Origin of the sequence: Falsiroseomonas sp. (assembly GCF_030695085.1) — a bacterium.
Classification (GTDB): Bacteria; Pseudomonadota; Alphaproteobacteria; order Acetobacterales; family Acetobacteraceae; genus Falsiroseomonas.
In genome coordinates this window covers 44,704-63,306 of sequence record NZ_JAUYTS010000047.1, presented here as the reverse complement: position 1 = coordinate 63,306, position 18,603 = coordinate 44,704, and the positions used below count along the sequence as shown (strand labels likewise).

The following is an 18,603-nucleotide window of genomic DNA, read 5'->3' as shown; positions in this document are numbered from 1 at the left end:
GCCCTTCGGTCATCGGGCCGCCTCAATGGTTGTGCCGGCTTTCGCCGCGCGTCTCCAAAATGTTGAGGAACAGCGTCGCCGGCTCCAGGCAGCCGCCGGTGCCGAGCTGGCCGACCATGCTGCGGTAGATCTCCTCCCACGGCGTCTTGTGCAGCAGCACCGGCGCGGTCCAGGCCGCGCGCCGCGCCGCCATTTCCTCGGCCGGGATCAGCACATCCACGCGCCGCGCCTTCAGGTCGATGCGGATCGGGTCGCCATGCTTCAGCAGCGCGAGCCCGCCGCCCACCACCGCTTCCGGCGTGACATTGAGGATGGAAGGCGAGCCGCTGGTGCCCGATTGGCGCCCGTCACCGATGGTCGGCAGCGCCATGATGCCGCGTTTGATCAGCGCCGCCGGCGGCTGCATGTTCACCACCTCCGCCGCACCCGGATAGCCCACGGCGCCGCAGTTGCGGACCACCAGCACCGTTGTTTCATCAATGCCGAGCGACGGGTCCTCGATGCGGGCGTGGTAGTCCTCCGGCCCCTCGAACACCGCGACCTTGCCCTCGAACACATCCGGGTTGGTGGTCAGGAAGCGTTCGCGGAAGGCCTTGTCGATGACGCTGATCTTCATCACCGCGCTGTCGAACAGGTTGCCCGACAGCACGATGAAGCCGGCATGTTCCTTCATCGGCTTGGCGAAGCTGCGGATCACCTCGCGATCCGGCTCACCGAGGCCTTCCAGATTCTCGGCGACGGTCTTGCCGGTCACGGTCATCACATCGCCATGCAGGATGCCGGCATCCAGCAATTCCTTCATCACCGCCGGCACGCCACCGGCCCGATAGAACGCCTCGCCGAGGAAGCGGCCCGCGGGCTGGCAGTCCACCAGCAGCGGCACATCGGCGCCGACGCGCTGCCAATCGGCCAGGTCATGCTCCACGCCCATATGGCGCGCGATCGCCACCATATGCACCGGGCAGTTCGACGATGCGCCTATGGCGGATGCCACCATCACCGCATTCTCGAAGGCCTTCTTCGTCATGACGTCGGAGGGGCGGAGATTGGCCTTCACCATCTCCACCGCCCGCACGCCCGTCATGTAGGCCATCTGCGCCCGCTGCCGGTACGGGCCGGGGATGGCGGCGGAGCCGGTCAGCGTCATGCCCACCGCTTCCGCCAGGGAATTCATCGACAGCGCCGTCCCCATGGTCGAGCAATGCCCGACCGAGGTGGAACTGGCCGCCACCATCTCGATGAAGCCCTCGTAATCAATCTCACCGGCGGCGAGCTTCTTGCGCGCCTCCCAGACGATGGTGCCGGACCCGGCCAGGCGGCCATGCCACCAGCCATCCAGCATCGGCCCGCCCGGCAGGGCAACGGCAGGGATGTTCATGGTCGCCGCGCCCATCAGCATGGCCGGCGTGGTCTTGTCGCAGCCGGTGGTCAGCACGACGCCGTCGATCGGGTAGCCGTGCAGGATTTCGACCAGCGAGAGGTATTGCAGGTTCCGGTCGAGCGACGCCGTCGGGCGCTTCAGCGTCTCCTGGATCGGGTGCACGGGAAATTCCAGCGGCACGCCCCCGGCATCCCGGATGCCCGCCTTCACCCGCTCCGCCAGCGCGATGTGGTGGCGGTTGCAGGGGGAGATGTCGGAGCCGGTCTGGGCGATGCCGATCATCGGCCGGCCGGACTGCAACTCGGCCCGCGTCATGCCGAAATTCAACTGCCGCTCGATATAGAGGGAGGTCATCCCCGGGTCCTGGGGGTCGTCGAACCAGCGCTGGCTGCGAAGCTTGAAGGGCTTCTTCGTCTGGTCGTGGTCGTCCATGGTCTTTCCCCCTCGGCTGCCGCCGTTTGGGGGAGTGAGGCGCCGCCCCGCGGTTTCGTCAACCTCCCCCTGTCGCGGCGGGGTGCGAGGCCCGCGACAATCCCGGCGCCAGCCATTGCCGGAACAGCCGGAACCACAGCGAGTCTTCTGCCAACCCCTCCCCAGCGCAGGACATGCGACGCCTCCCCGGTCACGTCGCCGCCTTCTGCCCCGCCTTCGTTTCGCGGTGATTTCACGGCCGCCACCACTTTGTTGCGCCCGGCGTCCCAGCATGCTGCGTTGAGGCGCACCCGGCGCTCCCTCACGTGCCCCATCTTGAAAGGATGCCGTCCGCATGGCGGATGCCCCCGCCATCATCATCTGCGACGACGAAGCCGGCCTGCGCGATTCGGTGGCCGAATACCTGGCCGATCGGGGCCTGGACGTGCGCTGCGCCGAGGGCGCCGCGACGCTGCGCGAGCTGCTGGCGGAACGCAGCGCCGATCTGGTGGTGCTGGATATCGCCATGCCGGGCGAGGATGGCCTGTCCATCGCCCGCGCGCTGCGCGCCCAATCCGACATCGGCATCGTCATCCTGTCCGCCGCCGGTGGCGTGCTGGACCGGGTGGTGGGGCTGGAGGTCGGCGCCGATGACTACATCGCCAAGCCGGTGGAACTGCGGGAACTGCTGGCCCGGCTACGCGCCGTGCTGCGCCGGCGGCGGGCGCGGCTGGACGCCCCCCTCCCCGCCCGGTCGCCGCAACCCGAGCCCCCGGCAAGCCGCCGCATCCGCATGGGCCGCGCCTGGCTGGACCTGGAGGCGCGGCGGCTGACCGGGGCCGCGGGGCAGGAGATTCCGCTCGGCCCCTCCGAATTCGCCCTGCTGCGGGCCTTCGCCGAGCGCCCTGGCCGTGTCCTGACGCGCGACGCGCTGCTGGAACTGGCGCATCCGCGCGGCGACGCGCATCTCGACCGCTCCATCGATGTCCGTATCGCCCGCATCCGCCGCAAGCTGGAGGCGGTGCCGGGCCGTCCCGAAATCATCCGCACCATCCGCGGCGCCGGCTACGTCTTCGACCCCGCCGCCGGGTAGGACCCCGTCAGGCCGCCGCTTCCTCCACGAAACCCTGCACCGCCTGGAACAGCGCGCCGCGATTGCGCTCCATCCACATGTTGTGGGTGCCCTCCGCCAGCACCACCATCCGCTTGCCCGGCGACTGGCTGAGTTCGCCGAACACGGCGAGGCCCAGCGCCGGCGGCGTGGTTCGGTCCCATTCGCCGACGACGATCAGCGTGGGCGCGGTGACCTTGGCCGGTTCCCACCAGGGCTTCCCGGCATTCCAGAATTCGCGCCCATCCGCCACCGGCCCGTTCGGCACGCGAAGGACGGAGGGATTGGCGCGGATGCCATCCGGGTCCAGCGCCCAGGTGACACCGGCGAAATGCTCGAACCAGCCCGGCGGGATCAGCCCGGCGCGCTGCGCTTCCGGGGCCTGCGCCAGGATGCCTTCGCGGAGCGCGCGCTGCGTCAGCGGCCGCCAGGCGCCCAGCGGCCCGCCGCCGGGGTCGGTCCGGCTCGGCCCGTCGCGCAGCCAGGGCGGCGCGAACAGCACCAGGCGTTCCACCTGGGCGGCCTGGTCCGCGGCGAAGCGGCCGACCAGCTTGGTGCCCCAGCTATGGCCGAGCAGCACCAGCTTTTCCAGCGACCGGTGCTGGCGAATGAAGGCGACCGCCGCCGACAGGTCCACCAGCGCCTGTTCACCGCGCGTCACCGGCGGGTTCTGGTCAGCCGGCTGGGACATGGCGGGCGGGCGCGTGGAGCGGCCAAACCCGGAAATATCCAGCGTCCAGACATCGAAGCCGCGTCCGGCGATGTAGTCCATCCAGGACAGGCCGCCGAAGGGCAGGTCGAAGCTGCTGCTCGCCCCGAATCCGGCGCCATGCACCATCAGCAGGGTGCGGGAGGCGCCGGTGGTGACGCCTTCCTGGCGCTTGTTGCGGAGGAACACCTCGATGCCCTCGCCGCTCGGCACCATGAACTCCTCGGTCAGCACCTGAGGCGCGGCCTGGGCGCGGGCCGCCACCGGCAGGGCGGCGGCTGCCGCCACCAGGGCAGGCGCGGCGAGGATGAGGCGTCGCTTCATGAAGCAGGCTCCGGACGTCATTGGCCCCCAGTGTAGCCTTCGCCGCGGTCGCCCCCAAGCGGCATGCGGTGCGGGCGAGACGCCGCGGCTGCCACCAAACGGGAAGGTCATGGGACGGCGGCGACGATCCGGGCTACCACCCCGCCGCCATGTCACATGCAACACAGACTCGCAGCCCCGGGCGCCTCGGCGCCTGGGGGCCGGAAATCCGCGCCACCCTGGCGCTGGCCTGGCCCCTGGTGCTGACCAACCTCTCGCAATTCGCGCTGTCCCTGACCGATGCGGTGTTCCTCGGCCGCGTGGCGACGGAGGCGCTCGCCGCCGCGACCCTTGGCGGCAATCTGTTCTTCGCGATGCTGTCGCCCGCCTTCGGCCTGGCCTTGGCAGCAGGGCCGATGTGCGCGCAGACCCGCGGCCGCGGACGGGGCCATCTTCGCGGCATGCGGCGAGATGTGCGGGCCGCCTTCTGGGCCTGCGCGGCGGCCACCGTCCCGGTCTGGCTGGCGCTGTGGCACACGGAATGGCTGCTGCGCGCGCTGGGGCAGGACCCCGTGCTGGCGGCGCTGGCCGGGCAGTATGTCGGCGCGCTGATGTGGGGCATGCCGCTATTCTGCGGCTTCGTCGTGCTGCGCGGCTTCCTCTCGGCCGAGCAGCGGCCGCTTTCCGCCCTGGTGGTGTCCTTCATCGGCGTCGCGCTGAACATTCCGCTGAACTACTGGCTGATCCATGGCGGCCTGGGCGTGCCGGCGCTTGGCGTGGTCGGCGCCGGCATCGCCTCCTCGCTCTGCAACCTGTTCATGTTCGCGGGCCTGGCGGTGGTGATCGCGCATGACCGCCACCTGCGGCGCTACCACCTGTTCGGCCGCCTGTGGCGCCTGGATGTCGCCCGGCTGCGCGAGGTGGCGCAGATCGGCCTGCCGATCGCGGGCACCATGGCGCTGGAGATTTCCGTCTTCGCCTTCGCCGCCATCGCCATGGGCTGGTTCGGCGCCGTAGCGGTGGCGGCACATGCCATCGCGGTGCAGATCGCCTCCGCCACCTTCATGGTGCCGATGGGCATCGGCCAGGCCGCCACCGCGCGGGTCGGGCTGATGACCGGCGCCGGGCGGACGCGGGAAGCGGCGCGGGCGGGCTGGATCGGCATCGCGCTCGGCGCCGGCTTCATGGTGGCGTCCGCCACCACGCTGGTGCTGCTGGCCACGCCGCTGGCCTGGCTGTTCCTGTCACCCGGAAATCCCGGCGCGACGGAGACCGCGGCGCTGGCCGCCACGATGCTGGTGATGGCGGGCTTCTTCCAGCTATCCGATGGCGTGCAGGCCGTCGCCTCCGGCGCGCTGCGCGGCCTGAAGGATACGCGGGTGCCGATGCTGCTGGCCGGGCTGGGCTACTGGATCATCGGCCTGCCGCTCGGCCTGGTGCTGGCGCTGTGGCTCGATGTCGGGCCGATCGGGCTCTGGGTCGGCCTGTCCGTCGGGCTGTTCCTGGTGGCGGGCATGATGCTGGCGCGCTGGATGCGGCTTTCCGCCTCCGGCGGCTTGACGCTGCGCCGCCGGCTGGGATGACTGGCCGCTGGCCTGAGACGGATGCCTCGATGACCCTGTGGAAACGCGACTGGACCCCGGCGCAGATCAATGCGCGGATGGTGGACAACATGGCCGGGATGCTGGGCATCACGATCACCGAGATCGCGGCGGATGCGGTGCACGCGACCATGCCGGTGGATGCCCGCCACGCCCAGCCCTTCGGCCTGCTGCATGGCGGCGCCAGCGTGGTGCTGAGCGAGACGCTGGGCACGCTGGCCTGCATCCTGACCCTGCCCGAACACCAGCGCGCGGTCGGGATCGAGGTGAATGCCAACCACATGGCCGGGGTGAAGCGCGGCGAGATGGTGACCGCGATCTGCCGCCCGCTGCACACCGGCGCGCGCACGCATGTGTGGCAGACCGAGATCCGCCGCGCCGATGGCAAGCTCGCCTGCGTCTCCCGCCTCACCTGCGCGGTCGTCGACGCCTGACCCGATCCGGAGACACCAGCCCCCATGACCAAGCGTAAAGTCGCCATCATCGGCACCGGCGGCACCATCGCCTCCCAGGGCCTGCATCCGCTGGATGTGCAGGACTATGCCTCCTCCGGCCGGCCGATCCTGGATGCGGCGGCGCTGGTGGCTGGTGTGCCGGAGCTGGCGCGGGTGGCGGATGTGTTTGCCGTGCCCTTCGCCGCCATCCCCTCCACCGCGGTCGGCTGGTCCGACTGGCGCGCGCTGGTCGCCAAGATCATCGAGCTGGAGGCGGCGCATCCGGACCTGGCCGGCGTCGTCATCACGCATGGCACGGCGACGCTCGAGGAAACCGCCTATCTCCTCTCGCTCACCCTGCCGACCGAACTGCCGGTGGTGGTCACCGGCGCGCAGCGGCCCTTCACCGGCCTGTCCTCCGACGGGCCGATGAACCTGGTCGGCGCGGTGCGCGTGGCGGCAGACCCGCAGGCGCGTGGCCTCGGCGTGCTGGTGGTGCTGAATGACGAGATCCATGCGGCGCGGGAGGTGACGAAGACCTCCACCGGCCGGATGCAGACCTTCCGCAGCCCGGATCTTGGTGCGCTGGGCCATGTGGATGCCGACCGCAACAGCTTCTGGCGCCGCCCGACCCGGGTGCTGCCGGTGGCGGCGCGCTTCGATATCCTGGGCATCGAGCAGCCGCCGCGGGTCGATGTGCTGTATTCCGTGGCGGGTGGCGATGGCGTGGCGGTGCATGCCTTCCTGGCCGCCGGCGCCACCGGCATGGTTGCCGCGGCGCTGGCACCTGGCTTCCTGACACCCGCCGAGCGCAGCGCCATGGTGGAGGCGATTGCGAAGGGCTGCACCGTGGTGCTGTCCTCCCGCGCTGGATCGGGGCGGACCTTTCCGACCAGGCGCTATGGCGAGGAAGGCTTTCTCAATGCCGACAACCTCAACCCGCAGAAGGCGCGCATCCTGCTGATGCTGGCGCTGACCCGCGGCAAGGACCCCGCGGCGATCGCCCGGCTGTTCGAGACGGCCTGATCAGCAAACCCCGCGGATCGCAACCGATCCGCGGCTCTGTCGTGCCGCAGGCGCGCCTCCGTCCTACCGCAGGCGCGGCGCCCATCAGGCCGCTCGGCTGCCCCTGGCGGGTGCCGGTCGCGATCAGTCAGACCTGGTCCGGCTCAGCACCCGCCCGGCAGCGGGGTCATCTCCAGCGCCTGGCCGGTGACGGAGAATTCGCCAAAATCCATCACCAGTTCATCGGCGATGCCATTCTCGAAATAGCGCAGCCCGACCTCGTATTCGGGCTGCGAGGCGCCGCCACCACCGCTGGCACCGCGCTCGAAGAACGCGATCCGCATATGGCCGGAGGCCTGGTTCGCCAGCAGCGGGAAGCGCGGCTCGCCGGAGGCGGGCACCCAGCTCGGGATGATGGTGGTGGTGTCCTGCGCACCCTCATTCGTCGTGCCGTCGAACAGCGGCGCGGCGAACAGCCGCTGGCCGGCGCGGCCGGCTTCCACCGCCAGCACCGTATGGCGCATCGGCAGCAGCGTGCCGGGGGGCAGCGTTTCCTCCAGCCCCGCCGGTTCGCTGAAGCGTACCGTGCCGCTGCCATCGGGGCGCAGCTCGGCCTCACCGGAGACACGCTGGCTGACGGCGCCTTCGGTCGTCTGGGTCAGCGAGAAGCGCAGGCTGGAATTGTCCTTCGCCTCATAGGTCGCGTAGTCGGAGACGGTCTCGATCTCCCGCCCATCGCGATCGACCACCGTCATGGTCATGCGCTGGCGCGTCGCCCAGCCCTCGCAGGCATCGGCCACGTCGAACACCATGGCGCCGCGCACCCCGGCGATGCCGGAATTCCGACCCTCGCCCAGGTCCAGCCGGTAGGCGGCGCGATGCGGCGCCATGCGGGCGACGCCGGCCGCCAGCGCCTCCGTCGTCACGCCCGGCGCGCGCGGGCCGGTGGTGACCGGCTGCGGCTGGGCCAGGGCGGGCACGGCAAGGCAGCAGAACGCGGCGAGGAGGCTCATTCGGCGGGTGGACGGCATGGTGTTTCCTCGAAGCGTGCTGCGGTGCATCTAGGAAGCCTTGGGCGCCGCCGCACCACCCTTCGGCGGCGGCAGGTCGAGCTTGATGGAAAGCTCCTTCAACCGCGCCGCATCCACCGGCGCCGGCGCGCCCATCATCAAGTCTTCCGCCTGTTGATTCATCGGGAACAGAATGACTTCGCGAATATTCGGCTCATCGGCCAACAGCATCACAATGCGGTCGATGCCCGGGGCAGAGCCACCATGCGGCGGGGCGCCGTAGCGGAAAGCATTCAGCATGCCGCCGAAGCGATCCTCGACCGTCTGGGCAGTATAGCCGGCGATCTCGAAGGCGCGGATCATGATGTCGGGGCGGTGATTGCGGATGGCGCCAGACGAAAGCTCGATGCCGTTGCAGACGATATCGTACTGATAGGCCTTGATCTTCAGCGGGTCCATGGTGTTCAGCGCCTCCAGCTCGCCCTGGGGCATGCTGAAGGGGTTGTGGCTGAAGTCCACCTTGCCGGTTTCTTCGTTCAATTCGTACATGGGAAAATCGGTGACCCAGCAGAACCGGTAGGAATCCTTTTCGATCAGGCCGAGTTCATTGCCCAGCCGGGTGCGGGCCTGGCCTGCCAGTTTGGCGGCGACATCCACCTTGTCGGCCGCGAAGAACACCGCATCGCCATCCGCCAGGCCGCAGGCGGCCTTGATGGCGGCGACGCGTTCCGGCTGCAGGTTCTTGGCGATCGGGCCGCCGGCTTCCCCGTTGGCAAAGGTGATGTAGCCGAGTCCGCCGGCGCCCTGCTCGCGGGCCCATTCATTCATCTTGTCGAAGAAGCTGCGTGGGTTGCCCGCCGCGCCCGGGGCCGGGATGGCGCGGACCACCGCGCCCTTCTCGATCGCCCGCGCGAACAGGCCAAAGCCGCCGCCGGCAAAATGCTCGGTCACATCGGCGATGCGGATCGGGTTGCGCAGGTCGGGCTTGTCCGAGCCGAATTCCAGCATTGCCTGGTCGAAGGGGATGCGCGGGAAGGGCGCGGGCGTCACGGACCGCTTGGTACCGGAGAAATCCGAGAACTCCTCGAAAACGCCCGAAAGAACCGGCTCGATCGCTGCAAAGACGTCTTCCTGAGTAACAAAACTCATCTCGAAGTCGAGCTGGTAGAATTCGCCCGGGGACCGGTCGGCGCGGGAGGCTTCGTCCCGGAAGCAGGGGGCGATCTGGAAGTAACGGTCGAAACCGGCCACCATCGCCAACTGCTTGAACTGCTGCGGCGCCTGGGGCAGCGCGTAGAACTTGCCCGGATGGTTGCGCGCCGGCACCAGGAAGTCCCGCGCCCCCTCGGGGCTGCTCGCTGTCAGGATCGGGGTCTGGAATTCGGTGAATCCCTGGTCGATCATGCGGCGCCGGATGCTGGCGATGACGGCGCTGCGCAGCATCAGGTTGCGGTGCTGGCGTTCGCGGCGCAGGTCGATGAAGCGGTAGCGCAGGCGCAGGTCCTCAGGGAACTCCTGCTCGCCAGCTACTTGAATCGGAAGGATTTCTGCGGCGGATTGCACTGTCACGTCGCGCACGCGCAGCTCGATCTCGCCGGTCGGCAGCTTGGCGTTGATGGTCGCACCCTCACGCGGCACCACCTCCCCGGTCACGGTCACCACGGATTCCGGCCGGGCGCCGTCGAGCGTGGCAAAACCCTCGCTGCCCTGGGCGACCACGCATTGGGTCAGGCCGTGATGGTCGCGCAGATCGACGAACAGCAGCCCGCCATGGTCGCGCTTGCGGTGAACCCAACCCGAGAGGCGAACGGTCTTGCCGGAATCCGCGGCGCGGAGCGCGCCGCAATGGTGGGTGCGGTAGGCGTGCATGGGGGTATTGGCCTGGCGGTGATGTGCTGAGGCGGCAAACCGCCCGACCGGGCCCGCGATGTCAAGGGCGCCGCCTTCCGCAAGCGCCCCGCTGGCGCTACAGACACGGCATGAGCCGCCGGAACGCAGGCGCCGAAGCGGCGCCCTACCTGATCACCGATACCGAGGCGCTGGTCGCCCTGTGCACCCGATTGCGCGCCGAGCGCTTCGTGACCGTGGACACGGAATTCATGCGGGAGCGGACCTACTGGCCCGAGCTCTGCGTCGTCCAGCTGGCGGGCGACAACGAAGTGGCGGTGGTGGATGCCCTGGCGCCGGGGATCGACCTGACCAGCCTCGGCGAATTGCTGGCCGATGAGGCGGTGATGAAGGTGTTCCACGCCGCCAGGCAGGATGTGGAAATCTTCCTGCTGCGCTACGGCGCCGTCCCCACCCCGATCTTCGATACGCAGATCGCCGCCACGGTTGCCGGCTTCGGCGACCAGGTGAGCTATGACCAGCTCGCCCGGTCGCTCGCCAATGCCCAGATCGACAAGGCGCATCGCTTCAGCGACTGGGCCGCGCGGCCGCTGTCCCCCGCCCAGATCGCCTATGCCGCGGCGGACGTCACCCATCTCCGCCGCATCTATACCGGCCTGACCACCAAGCTGGAGCGCGAGGGCCGCACCGCCTGGGTGGCGGAGGAGATGGCGGCGCTCGCCGAGCCCGCCACCTATCGCCAGGACCCCGACACGGCGTGGGAGAAGCTGCGCCCGCGCACCACCAATCGCCGCTTCCTCGGCCTGCTGCGCGCCGCCACGGCCTGGCGGGAGCGGGAGGCGCAGCGCGTCAACATTCCGCGCGGCCGGCTGGTGAAGGACGAGACGCTGCTCGAGATCGCGGCCACGGCGCCGGAGAGCGTCGGCGACCTGTCCCGCGCCCGGGGCATTTCGGAAGGCTTCGCCAAGGGCAAATCCGGCGCCTCCCTGCTCGCCGCGATCCAGGAGGCGAAGGCGCTGCCGGAATCGGCGCTGCCGGAGGCGCCGAAGGAACGCGCCAATGGTGCCAACCCCTCCCCCGCCCTCGTCGCGCTGCTGAAGGTGCTGCTGGCGGCGAAAAGCGAGGAACACCAGGTGGCCCCCCGCCTGCTGGCCAATTCCGAGGAGCTGGAACGCCTGGCGGCCGGGGAGACGGAGCTGGCCGCACTGCAAGGCTGGCGGCGGGAGGTGTTCGGCGAAGCGGCGCTGGATCTGCGCGCCGGCCGCGTGGCGCTGGGCGTGGATGGGCGGAAGGTGCGGCTGATCCAGGCCTGAATATCCGCGCCACCGCTGCAACCGGATCGGGTCGGCGACGTTTCTCCCGGCATCTGAAGCCGGAGCCAACATCATGCCGATCGATCGCCGCACCCTGAGCCGCCACGCCCTGCTGAGCCTGACCGGTGGCAGCCTGCTGTCCACCCTGCCGCGCCCATCCCATGCCGCCTCGCGGGCGGAAATCCAGGCCGAGACCAGCGCCGCCATGGCCCGGCTGCGCGCCCAGCCCAACACTGCGGTGCTGTTCGAACGCGCCCAGGCCGTGCTGATCTTCCCGCGCATCGTCAGCGGCGGGCTGATCGTCGGTGGCCAGTATGGCGAGGGCATCCTGTATCGCGGCACCGAACGCCAGGGCTTCTACCGCATCGTGGGCGCCAGCTTCGGCTTCCAGGCGGGCGCCCAGGTGGCGGGGCTGGCCATGTTCTTCATGACGGATGAGGCGCTGCGGGCGCTGCAGGCCGCGGATGGCTGGGAGATTGGCACCGGCCCATCCGTGGTGGCGCTCGACCGCGGGCTGCAGGCCAACATGACCAGCACGACCCTGACCGAGCCGGTCTATGCGATCAGCTTCAACCAGCAGGGGCTGATGGCGGCGCTGGCGGTGAACGGGACGAAGATTACGCCGTTCAACCCGAGCTGATTTCCTGGGGAGGTTGGGTCTCCCCTCACCCAACCCTCTCCCCGCTGGGGCTCGCCCCACTGGGGCGAGGGCTTTTCGACTTTGGGGCCTACACGCGGCGGACGGCGCGCAGCACCAAGTGGCGGGGGCGGCGGGGGGCCTTGTCCACCAGCGGCGGCAGGGATGGCGTGGCGACCGGCTTGGGCGGCAGGCCGCGCAGCATGCGGGTTTGCAGGCGCGGCATGTGGCGCGCATCGAAGGCCACCTCCGGCCTGCCCGGCTGCGGCACCGGCGGCTGTGGAAGCTGGTCCGCCGGGCAGGGCAGCGCAGATTCCATGCCGAGGTTCCGCGCCAGCAGCAGGCTATAGGGGCTGAGCTGCCGCGCGGCGCGGCGGAAGGCGCGGCAGATGCGCCATTCCAGGCTCTCCATATCCGGCCGGGAGAAGGGGTGGCGGGAGACGGCGAGCAGCAGCCTGTCCAGCGTGCCGGCGCGCGCCTGGTAGATCAGGGCGCTGTGGGCGGTGCCGTGGTCGCAAACGGATCTGGGCAGAGCGGTCCAGGGGTCCTCGCTACAGGCCACCCAAAAAATGGCATTCCAGATTTTCCGCCGGTCCCTGGGCGGTCTGCCGCGGCCGGTTGGGAGGTAGTCGCACAGCGCCGCCCATTCGCGGTCCGTCAGGGGAAACCAGGGGTGCGGGGTGGTCGGGCGGAGGGGGAAGTGGAGCTTCATGGGGGCGCTCCCGGCGGGGATTTATCGGGAAATCTTCCTATAGGAATTTTAGCGACTCGCAAGGGGTTCTGACGCCCTGCTTCGCTCTCGGAGTCGCGGCGGCTCTCTACTTGAAGCAGACTCTGCGCGACGGAAGCAGGCCCGCCGGCTCAACAGCGCCTCATCTGCGGGGCGGCTGCTTCAGTGCTCGATCAGGCTTCGGATGGCCGGCGTTCCTCCTGCCAAGCGCATGATTCTTGAGTTGACCAAATTGATCAATTTCATTATCGCCAATCCATGCCCCTCGCTCCGGCGCAGTGCCGCGCCGCCCGCGGCCTTCTTGACTGGACCCAGGACGAACTCGCCGACCGTGCGGGCGTCAGCCGCGGCACCGTGCGTGGCTTCGAGGCCGGCCACCACGAGCTCCGGAAGTCCTCCGCAGCCGAGATCCGTGCTGCTCTCGAGGTGGGCGGGGTGGCGTTCCTCGACGCTGAGGGAGGAGGAGGCCCCGGCGTCCGCCTGGCCTCGCCGGCCGTGGGGTCGGACGCGCGCCCATCCGGCTCCCAGGGGCAAGACGACGCAGGGGACGCCCGGTGAGGGAGGCGCGATGGTTCTGGGGCGAGGCAGGGCTGGCAATGCGCAGCCTCGTCTCGGTGCAGGGCGGCGCGATTGCGGCCGGCGTCATTCTGGTCGCCATGCCCGCCGTCGGCGGCGAGATCCTGCTCGCCTCTCCCGGCAGCGGCGACGAGAGTTAGGCCTCGGCGATGGAAAGCGTCGGCGCCATCAACCTCCTCCTGCTGCTTGGGGCTGCCCTGGTCCTGGCCGGCGTATTCTCAGGCCTCGTCGCGAATCGCTTCGGCGCACCCTTGCTGCTGGTCTTCCTTGTCGTCGGCATGCTCGCCGGCGTGGATGGGCCGGGCGGCATCGCCTTCGACAACTACGCGGCCACCTATCTCGTCGGCTCCCTCGCCCTCGCGCTCATCCTCTTCGAGGGTGGACTGCACACGAGGCGATCTCGGTTTCACGGTGCATGGGCACCGGCGGTGATGCTGGCGACGGTCGGCGTCGTGCTCACGACTGCTCTCACTGCCGTCTTCGCCAAGTGGTTTCTAGGCCTCGGCTGGACGGAGGCGTTGCTGCTCGGCGCCACCGTCTCCTCGACCGACGCCGCGGCGGTGTTCTTCCTGCTCGGCACGGGCGGACTGCTGCTGCAGCGACGCGTCGGATCGACGCTCGAGATCGAGTCCGGCACCAACGACCCGATGGCGGTGTTCCTCACCATCGCGCTCGTGGAGATCATCTTGTCCGGCGCGGACGCACCTGGCTGGGGCATCCTCCTCACCCTTGTGCAACAGGGCGTCGTCGGCGCCGGGGCTGGGTTGCTGGGCGGCTGGGCGATAGTCCGGGTGCTGAACCGGGTGACCCTGCCGAGCGGCCTGCATCCCTTGCTGGTCGCCGCCGGCGCGGTCACCGCCTTCGGCGGCGCGGCTGTGCTTGGCGGCAGCGGCTTCCTCGCGGTCTATCTGGCCGGGCTGGTGGTCGGGAACACGCCGATCCGCGCCTTCCCAACGGTCACGGCCGTCATGGCCGCGGGCACCTGGTTCTGCCAGATCGCGATGTTCGTCTTGCTCGGCCTGCTCGCCACGCCGAGCGACCTGGTGAACTTTGCGGTGCCCGGGCTTGCGATCGCGGCCTTCCTGATGTTCGTCGCCCGGCCGCTCGCGGTGTGGCTGTGCCTGCTGCCCTTCGGCTTCCCGCCCCGGGCGGTCGCCTTCATCGCCTGGGTCGGGCTACGCGGCGCGGTGGGCATCTTCCTGGCTTCACTGCCGGTGCTCGCCGGGCTGCCGAACGCGCAGCTCTACTTCAACGTCGGCTTCTTCGTGGTCCTTGCCTCCCTGGTCGTGCAGGGCTGGACCATCGCCCCGCTCGCGCGGCGTTTGCGGATCGGGTTGCAGGGCATGATACTCCGCCCCCGCCGCGTGGAGCTCGATTTGCCCGGCCAGCTCGAGCGCGAGTTGGTCGGCTATCCCTTGAGCAAGGACAGCCCCCTTCTTCTCGGAAGCCGTACCCTGCCGGAGTGGACGGAGGCGGTGCTGGTCGTGCGTGACGGGCATGTGACGACGGCTGCGGTGGCCGGCAAATTCCAGGCTGGTGACTACGTCTACCTTTTAACTCCGCCGTACCGCGTCCGGGAGCTCGACCTGATCATAACGCCGCGCGGGGAGTGACCGCCGGACGGACAGGCCCTCGCGCCTTGGCAAACCTCAAAGGTCGGGTTTCCGCCTATCGCAGCCATTCGGCCCTGATCCGGAAACCAACCCTCAAATCGCCGCCACCTCCACACTCGCCACCAGCCCCAGCGCCCCCGCCAGCGCATCCAGCCGCCGCTGCACGCTCTCCCCTGCGAACACGCCGCTCCCCTCCACCAGCCGCAGCACCAACTCCTCGCCGCGCCGCCGCAGTGCTGTGCCGGCCAGCAGAACGGGGGTGCCGCCGGACAGGGTGAAGGCCAGGCGCAGCGCGGCGCCGAGGGTTTCCGCGCGCTTCACCGCGGCCGGGTCCAGCAGCAGCCTTGCGGTGGCCAGGAAGGGGGCGGTGGCGTCGGCCTCGTAGCGCAGCGCCACGACCATCGCCAAAAAGGCGCGCTGATGGTGGTCCAGGCCGACGCCGGGCTGGCGCAGGACTCGAAAAAAGGCCTGTTCGGCGCGGTAGTCCGGGTGGTCGTGGCTGCCGATATCGGCGATCCAGCAGCTCGCCTCGCGCAGCACCGCCTCATCCGGCGTATCCGCCTCGAACAGCGCCTCGGTCCAGGCGAACAGCGCCGGGGGCAGGTCGGGGTCGCGGCCCCAGCGCTGCGCCAGGTCGTGGCCGGCGGCCAGCATCGGGTCTTCCTGCCGCACGGCATCGGGCAGCAGCCGCGAATACCAGCCCTCCCGCAGCCCGTTGGCGGAGAAGACCACGCGGCTCGCCCCGGTGGCGCGCAGCAGGCGGCGCAGCACCACGGCGGCAAAGGGCATGTCGCCCAGGCGCTTGGCGGGTGCGCCGGGCATGCTGGCCAGCATCTTGCGGTCCGCCTTGGCGACCACGCCGGCCAGGTCCCGCGCTTCCTCCCGCCGCAGCACGTAGTGGTGGACGATGGAGAGCGGGTAGCTGGTCTGGGCGATGTGCATCCGCGCCAAAGCGCGCCAGGCGCCGCCCACCAGGTACAGATCCCGCCCCTCCCCGCGCTTCAGCCAGGGCACGCGGGCGAGGTCCGCTTCCACCAGGCCGCGGGCCTTGGCGATATCGCCGCCGGCGCGGTCCGCCAGGCGGATGGCGCCGACCGGCAGGCTGGCGGCGTTGGTGACGCGGCCCTGGTCGAGGTCCACCACCTCCAGCGATCCGCCGCCAATGTCGCCCAGGATGCCATCCGCCTCGGGGAAGCCGAGCAGCACGCCATCGGCGGAGAGATTGGCCTCCTCCTCCCCGGTCAGGATCCGCACCTGCAGGTCGGGCAGGCGGTCCCGCAGGGCCTGGATGAATTGCGGGCCGTTGCCGGCATCGCGCGCCGCGGCGGTGGCCACCACTTCCATCGTCTCGGCGCCCATGGCGCGGGCCACGGCGGCGTAGCGGCCCATTACGGTCAGGGCCGGGCCGATCGCCTCCTCGTTCAGCAGGCCGGTATTCTGCAGGCCGCGGCCGAGGCCGAGCACCGCCTTCTCGTTGAAGATGGTCAGCGGATTTCGGGACAGCCCCTCGAACACCACCAGGCGGACGGAGTTGGAGCCGAGGTCCACCACCGCCAGGCGGGGCGGCGGGCCGTCGATACGGTTACGGGTCATGGTGCAGTGCAGCGTCCAGACGGGATTGGTGGTGCGTGGCGAAAACCGGGCGGCGCGTCAACGCCTCACGCAGCCGCCCGGTCGCACGCCGCCCCGCTGGTCAGTCCTGCAACACGCGGTCCTGGCGGCGGCGCACGGGGCCTGCCGGGCGTTGCAGGGCGCTGCCGCGGCCCGAGAGGGAGGGGTTGGTCATGAAATACTCATGCGCGGAAACCGGCTTCGGCCCGGGCGGCACGCGGCGATAGGTGCCGTCGGCGCGCAACTGCCAGGACTGCATCGAATCCTGCATGTTCACCACCATCACCTGGTCCAGGATCTGGGTGTGCACGGTGGGATTCTCGATCGGCACCATCGTCTCCACCCGCCAGTCCATGTTGCGGGCCATCAAATCCGCGCTGCTGATGAAGACGCGGGCGCGGCGGGATGGCAGGCGGTGGCCATTGCCGAAGACATAGACGCGGCTGTGTTCCAGGAAGCGGCCGACGATGGATTTGACGCGGATATTCTCAGACAGGCCCGGCACGCCGGGGCGCAGGCAGCAGATGCCGCGGACGACGCACTCAACCTTCACGCCGGCCTGGCTGGCGCGGTACAGCGCGTCGATCACCTGTTCATCGACCAGCGAGTTCAACTTCAGCCAGATGCCTGCGGGCTTGCCTTCCCCCGCGAAGGCGATCTCGCGCTCGATCAGGCCGAGCAGGGCCGGGCGGATGGTGAGCGGGGCGAAGGCCAGGCCTTCCATGGTCTCCGGGCGGGCATAACCGGTCATGTAGTTGAACAGCTTCGCGGCATCCCGCGTCAGCGCCGGGTCTGCGGTGAAGAAGGACAGGTCGGTGTAGATGCGCGCGGTGATCGGGTGGTAGTTGCCGGTGCCGAAATGGGCGTAGCTGCGGAGAATCTCGCGCTCGCGGCGCACCACCAGGGACACCTTGGCGTGGGTTTTCAGCTCGACGAAGCCGAACACCACCTGCACGCCGGCGGCTTCCAATTCGCGGGCCAGCGCGATGTTGCGCTCCTCATCGAAGCGGGCCTTGATCTCGACGATGCCGGTGACGGATTTGCCGGCCTCCGCCGCCTCGATCAGCGCGCGGGCGATCGGGCTGTCGCGGGATGTGCGGTACAGCGTCTGCTTGATGGCAACCACATTGGGGTCGCGCGCGGCCTGGCGCAGGAACTGCACCACCACGTCGAAGGATTCGTAGGGGTGGTGGACGACGATGTCCTTCGCCGCGATGGCCGCGAAGCAGTCGCCGCCGAAATCCAGGATGCGTTCGGGGAAGCGCGGCGTGTAGGGGGTGAACAGCAGGTCCGGCCGGTCATCGACGATCAGTTGCTTGATGTCGGCGATGCCGAGCAGCCCGTCCACCTTCACCAGCCCGGCGCGGTCCGATTCCATCTCCTCCGCCACCAGCTGCACCATGTCGGCGGCCATGCGGCTGTCCACGGACAACAGGATGGCCTGGCCGCGGCGGCGGCGCTTCAGCGCGGTTTCGTAGGAACGGACGAGGTCCTCCGCCTCCTCCTCGAACTCCACATCGGTGTCGCGGATCAGGCGGAACAGGCCATGCTCGGCGGCGATGAAGCCGGGGAACAGGCGGCGGAGGAACAGGACGATCAGATCCTCCAGCATCACGAAGCGGATGCGCTTGGAGTCCGGCTCCGGCGGCAGGCGGATGAAGCGCTCGATCTGCGGCGGCAGCGGCAGCAGGGCGCGCATGGTGCCGCCATCCTCCTCCCGCACCAGCTTCAGCACCATGCACAGCGCCAGGTTGGCGATGAAGGGGAAGGGGTGCGCAGGGTCCACGGCGAGCGGCGTCAGCACCGCGAAGACGCGGTCCATGAACCAGCCCTCCAGCCAGGCGCGATCCGCCTCCGTCAGCTCGGAAGGTTTGCAGACGGAGACGCCGGCGGCATGGAGCAGCCCGCGCAGTTCGCGCCAGGCCTCCTGCTGGCCCTCGATCAGGGACTGCGCGGCGGCGTTCACGGCGGAAAGCTGCTGCGCCGGGGTCAGCCCATCGGGGGAGGGCGTGGAGATGCCGGCGCGGTCCTGGCCGATCAGCCCGGCGACGCGGACGGAGTAGAATTCATCGAGGTTGGAGGCGGAGATGGCCACGAAGCGCAGCCGTTCCAGCAGCGGGTGGCGCGGATTGGCGGCTTCCTCCAGCACCCGGGTGTTGAAGGCGAGCCAGGATAATTCGCGGTTGATGAAGCGCGCCGGGCTGTCCGCCGCAATCGCCGGCGGCCGCACGGCACCGATTGGCGCGCCGGGCTTGGGCGTGGCGGGGTGGGTCGCAGTCGGGCCTGCGGGCGTCGGCATCGTGTCCATGC

Annotated in this window: 16 protein-coding genes; 9 read left to right on the top strand and 7 right to left on the bottom strand. The window is 69.8% G+C overall.

From position 1 onward, the window contains the following. Positions 1-22 precede the first annotated feature (22 nt). Positions 23-1,813, bottom strand: coding sequence for an IlvD/Edd family dehydratase (locus Q8S40_RS05595; protein ID WP_304809142.1), 1,791 nt, complete (start codon positions 1,811-1,813; stop codon positions 23-25). Between the two features lie 334 nt (positions 1,814-2,147). Here Q8S40_RS05595 and Q8S40_RS05590 point away from each other — a divergent pair, with 334 nt between their 5' ends. Then, complete coding sequence (locus Q8S40_RS05590; RefSeq protein WP_305669606.1) at positions 2,148-2,885, top strand: response regulator; 738 nt, start codon at positions 2,148-2,150, stop codon at positions 2,883-2,885. Between the two features lie 7 nt (positions 2,886-2,892). Here Q8S40_RS05590 and Q8S40_RS05585 read toward each other — a convergent pair whose 3' ends face one another. Beyond that, positions 2,893-3,936 carry an alpha/beta hydrolase gene (locus Q8S40_RS05585; RefSeq protein WP_304809147.1) on the bottom strand — a complete coding sequence of 348 codons (1,044 nt, stop codon included), beginning with the start codon at positions 3,934-3,936 and terminating at the stop codon, positions 2,893-2,895. 149 nt (positions 3,937-4,085) lie between these two features. Here Q8S40_RS05585 and Q8S40_RS05580 point away from each other — a divergent pair, with 149 nt between their 5' ends. The 3 genes from Q8S40_RS05580 to Q8S40_RS05570 are packed head-to-tail and all read left to right on the top strand — an operon-like array spanning position 4,086 to position 6,976. Continuing rightward, positions 4,086-5,498 carry an MATE family efflux transporter gene (locus Q8S40_RS05580; protein ID WP_305669605.1) on the top strand — a complete coding sequence of 471 codons (1,413 nt, stop codon included), beginning with the start codon at positions 4,086-4,088 and terminating at the stop codon, positions 5,496-5,498. A 29-nt stretch (positions 5,499-5,527) separates the two neighbouring features. After that, the gene (locus tag Q8S40_RS05575) at positions 5,528-5,950 is read left to right on the top strand and encodes a hotdog fold thioesterase (protein WP_304809153.1); all 423 of its coding nucleotides are present in this window, start codon (positions 5,528-5,530) and stop codon (positions 5,948-5,950) included. A gap of 24 nt (positions 5,951-5,974) precedes the next feature. Beyond that, entirely contained in the window at positions 5,975-6,976 is a 1,002-nt protein-coding gene (locus Q8S40_RS05570) for an asparaginase (RefSeq protein ID WP_305669604.1), read from the top strand. Between the two features lie 143 nt (positions 6,977-7,119). On the opposite strand, the gene Q8S40_RS05565 is transcribed toward Q8S40_RS05570, so the two are convergent. Both Q8S40_RS05565 and aspS read right to left on the bottom strand, forming a co-directional pair. Then, positions 7,120-7,968, bottom strand: a complete 849-nt coding sequence (locus Q8S40_RS05565) for an EipB family protein (RefSeq protein ID WP_305669603.1) — start codon at positions 7,966-7,968, stop codon at positions 7,120-7,122. Between the two features lie 48 nt (positions 7,969-8,016). Continuing rightward, complete coding sequence (aspS, locus tag Q8S40_RS05560; protein ID WP_305669602.1) at positions 8,017-9,834, bottom strand: aspartate--tRNA ligase; 1,818 nt, start codon at positions 9,832-9,834, stop codon at positions 8,017-8,019. Positions 9,835-9,944: 110 nt separating this feature from the next. Between aspS and rnd the strand changes: the two genes are divergently transcribed. Both rnd and Q8S40_RS05550 read left to right on the top strand, forming a co-directional pair. Further along, a complete protein-coding gene (gene rnd, locus Q8S40_RS05555; RefSeq protein WP_304809162.1) occupies positions 9,945-11,126 on the top strand; it encodes a ribonuclease D in 1,182 nt (393 codons plus the stop codon). A 73-nt stretch (positions 11,127-11,199) separates the two neighbouring features. Then, positions 11,200-11,766 (top strand): lipid-binding SYLF domain-containing protein, encoded by a 567-nt coding sequence (locus Q8S40_RS05550; RefSeq protein ID WP_304809164.1) that lies wholly within the window; start codon positions 11,200-11,202, stop codon positions 11,764-11,766. Positions 11,767-11,854: 88 nt separating this feature from the next. On the opposite strand, the gene Q8S40_RS05545 is transcribed toward Q8S40_RS05550, so the two are convergent. Continuing rightward, complete coding sequence (locus Q8S40_RS05545; RefSeq protein ID WP_305669601.1) at positions 11,855-12,475, bottom strand: transposase; 621 nt, start codon at positions 12,473-12,475, stop codon at positions 11,855-11,857. Between the two features lie 276 nt (positions 12,476-12,751). Between Q8S40_RS05545 and Q8S40_RS05540 the strand changes: the two genes are divergently transcribed. Genes Q8S40_RS05540 through Q8S40_RS05530 form a run of 3 tightly spaced genes read left to right on the top strand, consistent with a single transcriptional unit; the run spans position 12,752 to position 14,682 of the window. Next, on the top strand, positions 12,752-13,051 hold the full coding sequence (locus Q8S40_RS05540) for a helix-turn-helix transcriptional regulator (protein WP_305669600.1): 300 nt from the start codon (positions 12,752-12,754) through the stop codon (positions 13,049-13,051). Further along, positions 13,048-13,209 (top strand): hypothetical protein, encoded by a 162-nt coding sequence (locus tag Q8S40_RS05535; RefSeq protein WP_305669599.1) that lies wholly within the window; start codon positions 13,048-13,050, stop codon positions 13,207-13,209. The genes Q8S40_RS05540 and Q8S40_RS05535 overlap by 4 nt, the downstream gene beginning before the upstream one ends. Positions 13,210-13,218: 9 nt before the next feature. Next, positions 13,219-14,682, top strand: a complete 1,464-nt coding sequence (locus tag Q8S40_RS05530; RefSeq protein ID WP_305669598.1) for a potassium/proton antiporter — start codon at positions 13,219-13,221, stop codon at positions 14,680-14,682. A 93-nt stretch (positions 14,683-14,775) separates the two neighbouring features. Here Q8S40_RS05530 and Q8S40_RS05525 read toward each other — a convergent pair whose 3' ends face one another. Both Q8S40_RS05525 and Q8S40_RS05520 read right to left on the bottom strand, forming a co-directional pair. Further along, entirely contained in the window at positions 14,776-16,275 is a 1,500-nt protein-coding gene (locus tag Q8S40_RS05525; RefSeq protein WP_305669597.1) for a Ppx/GppA family phosphatase, read from the bottom strand. A 100-nt stretch (positions 16,276-16,375) separates the two neighbouring features. Continuing rightward, complete coding sequence (locus Q8S40_RS05520; protein ID WP_304809174.1) at positions 16,376-18,601, bottom strand: RNA degradosome polyphosphate kinase; 2,226 nt, start codon at positions 18,599-18,601, stop codon at positions 16,376-16,378. Positions 18,602-18,603 lie beyond the last annotated feature (2 nt).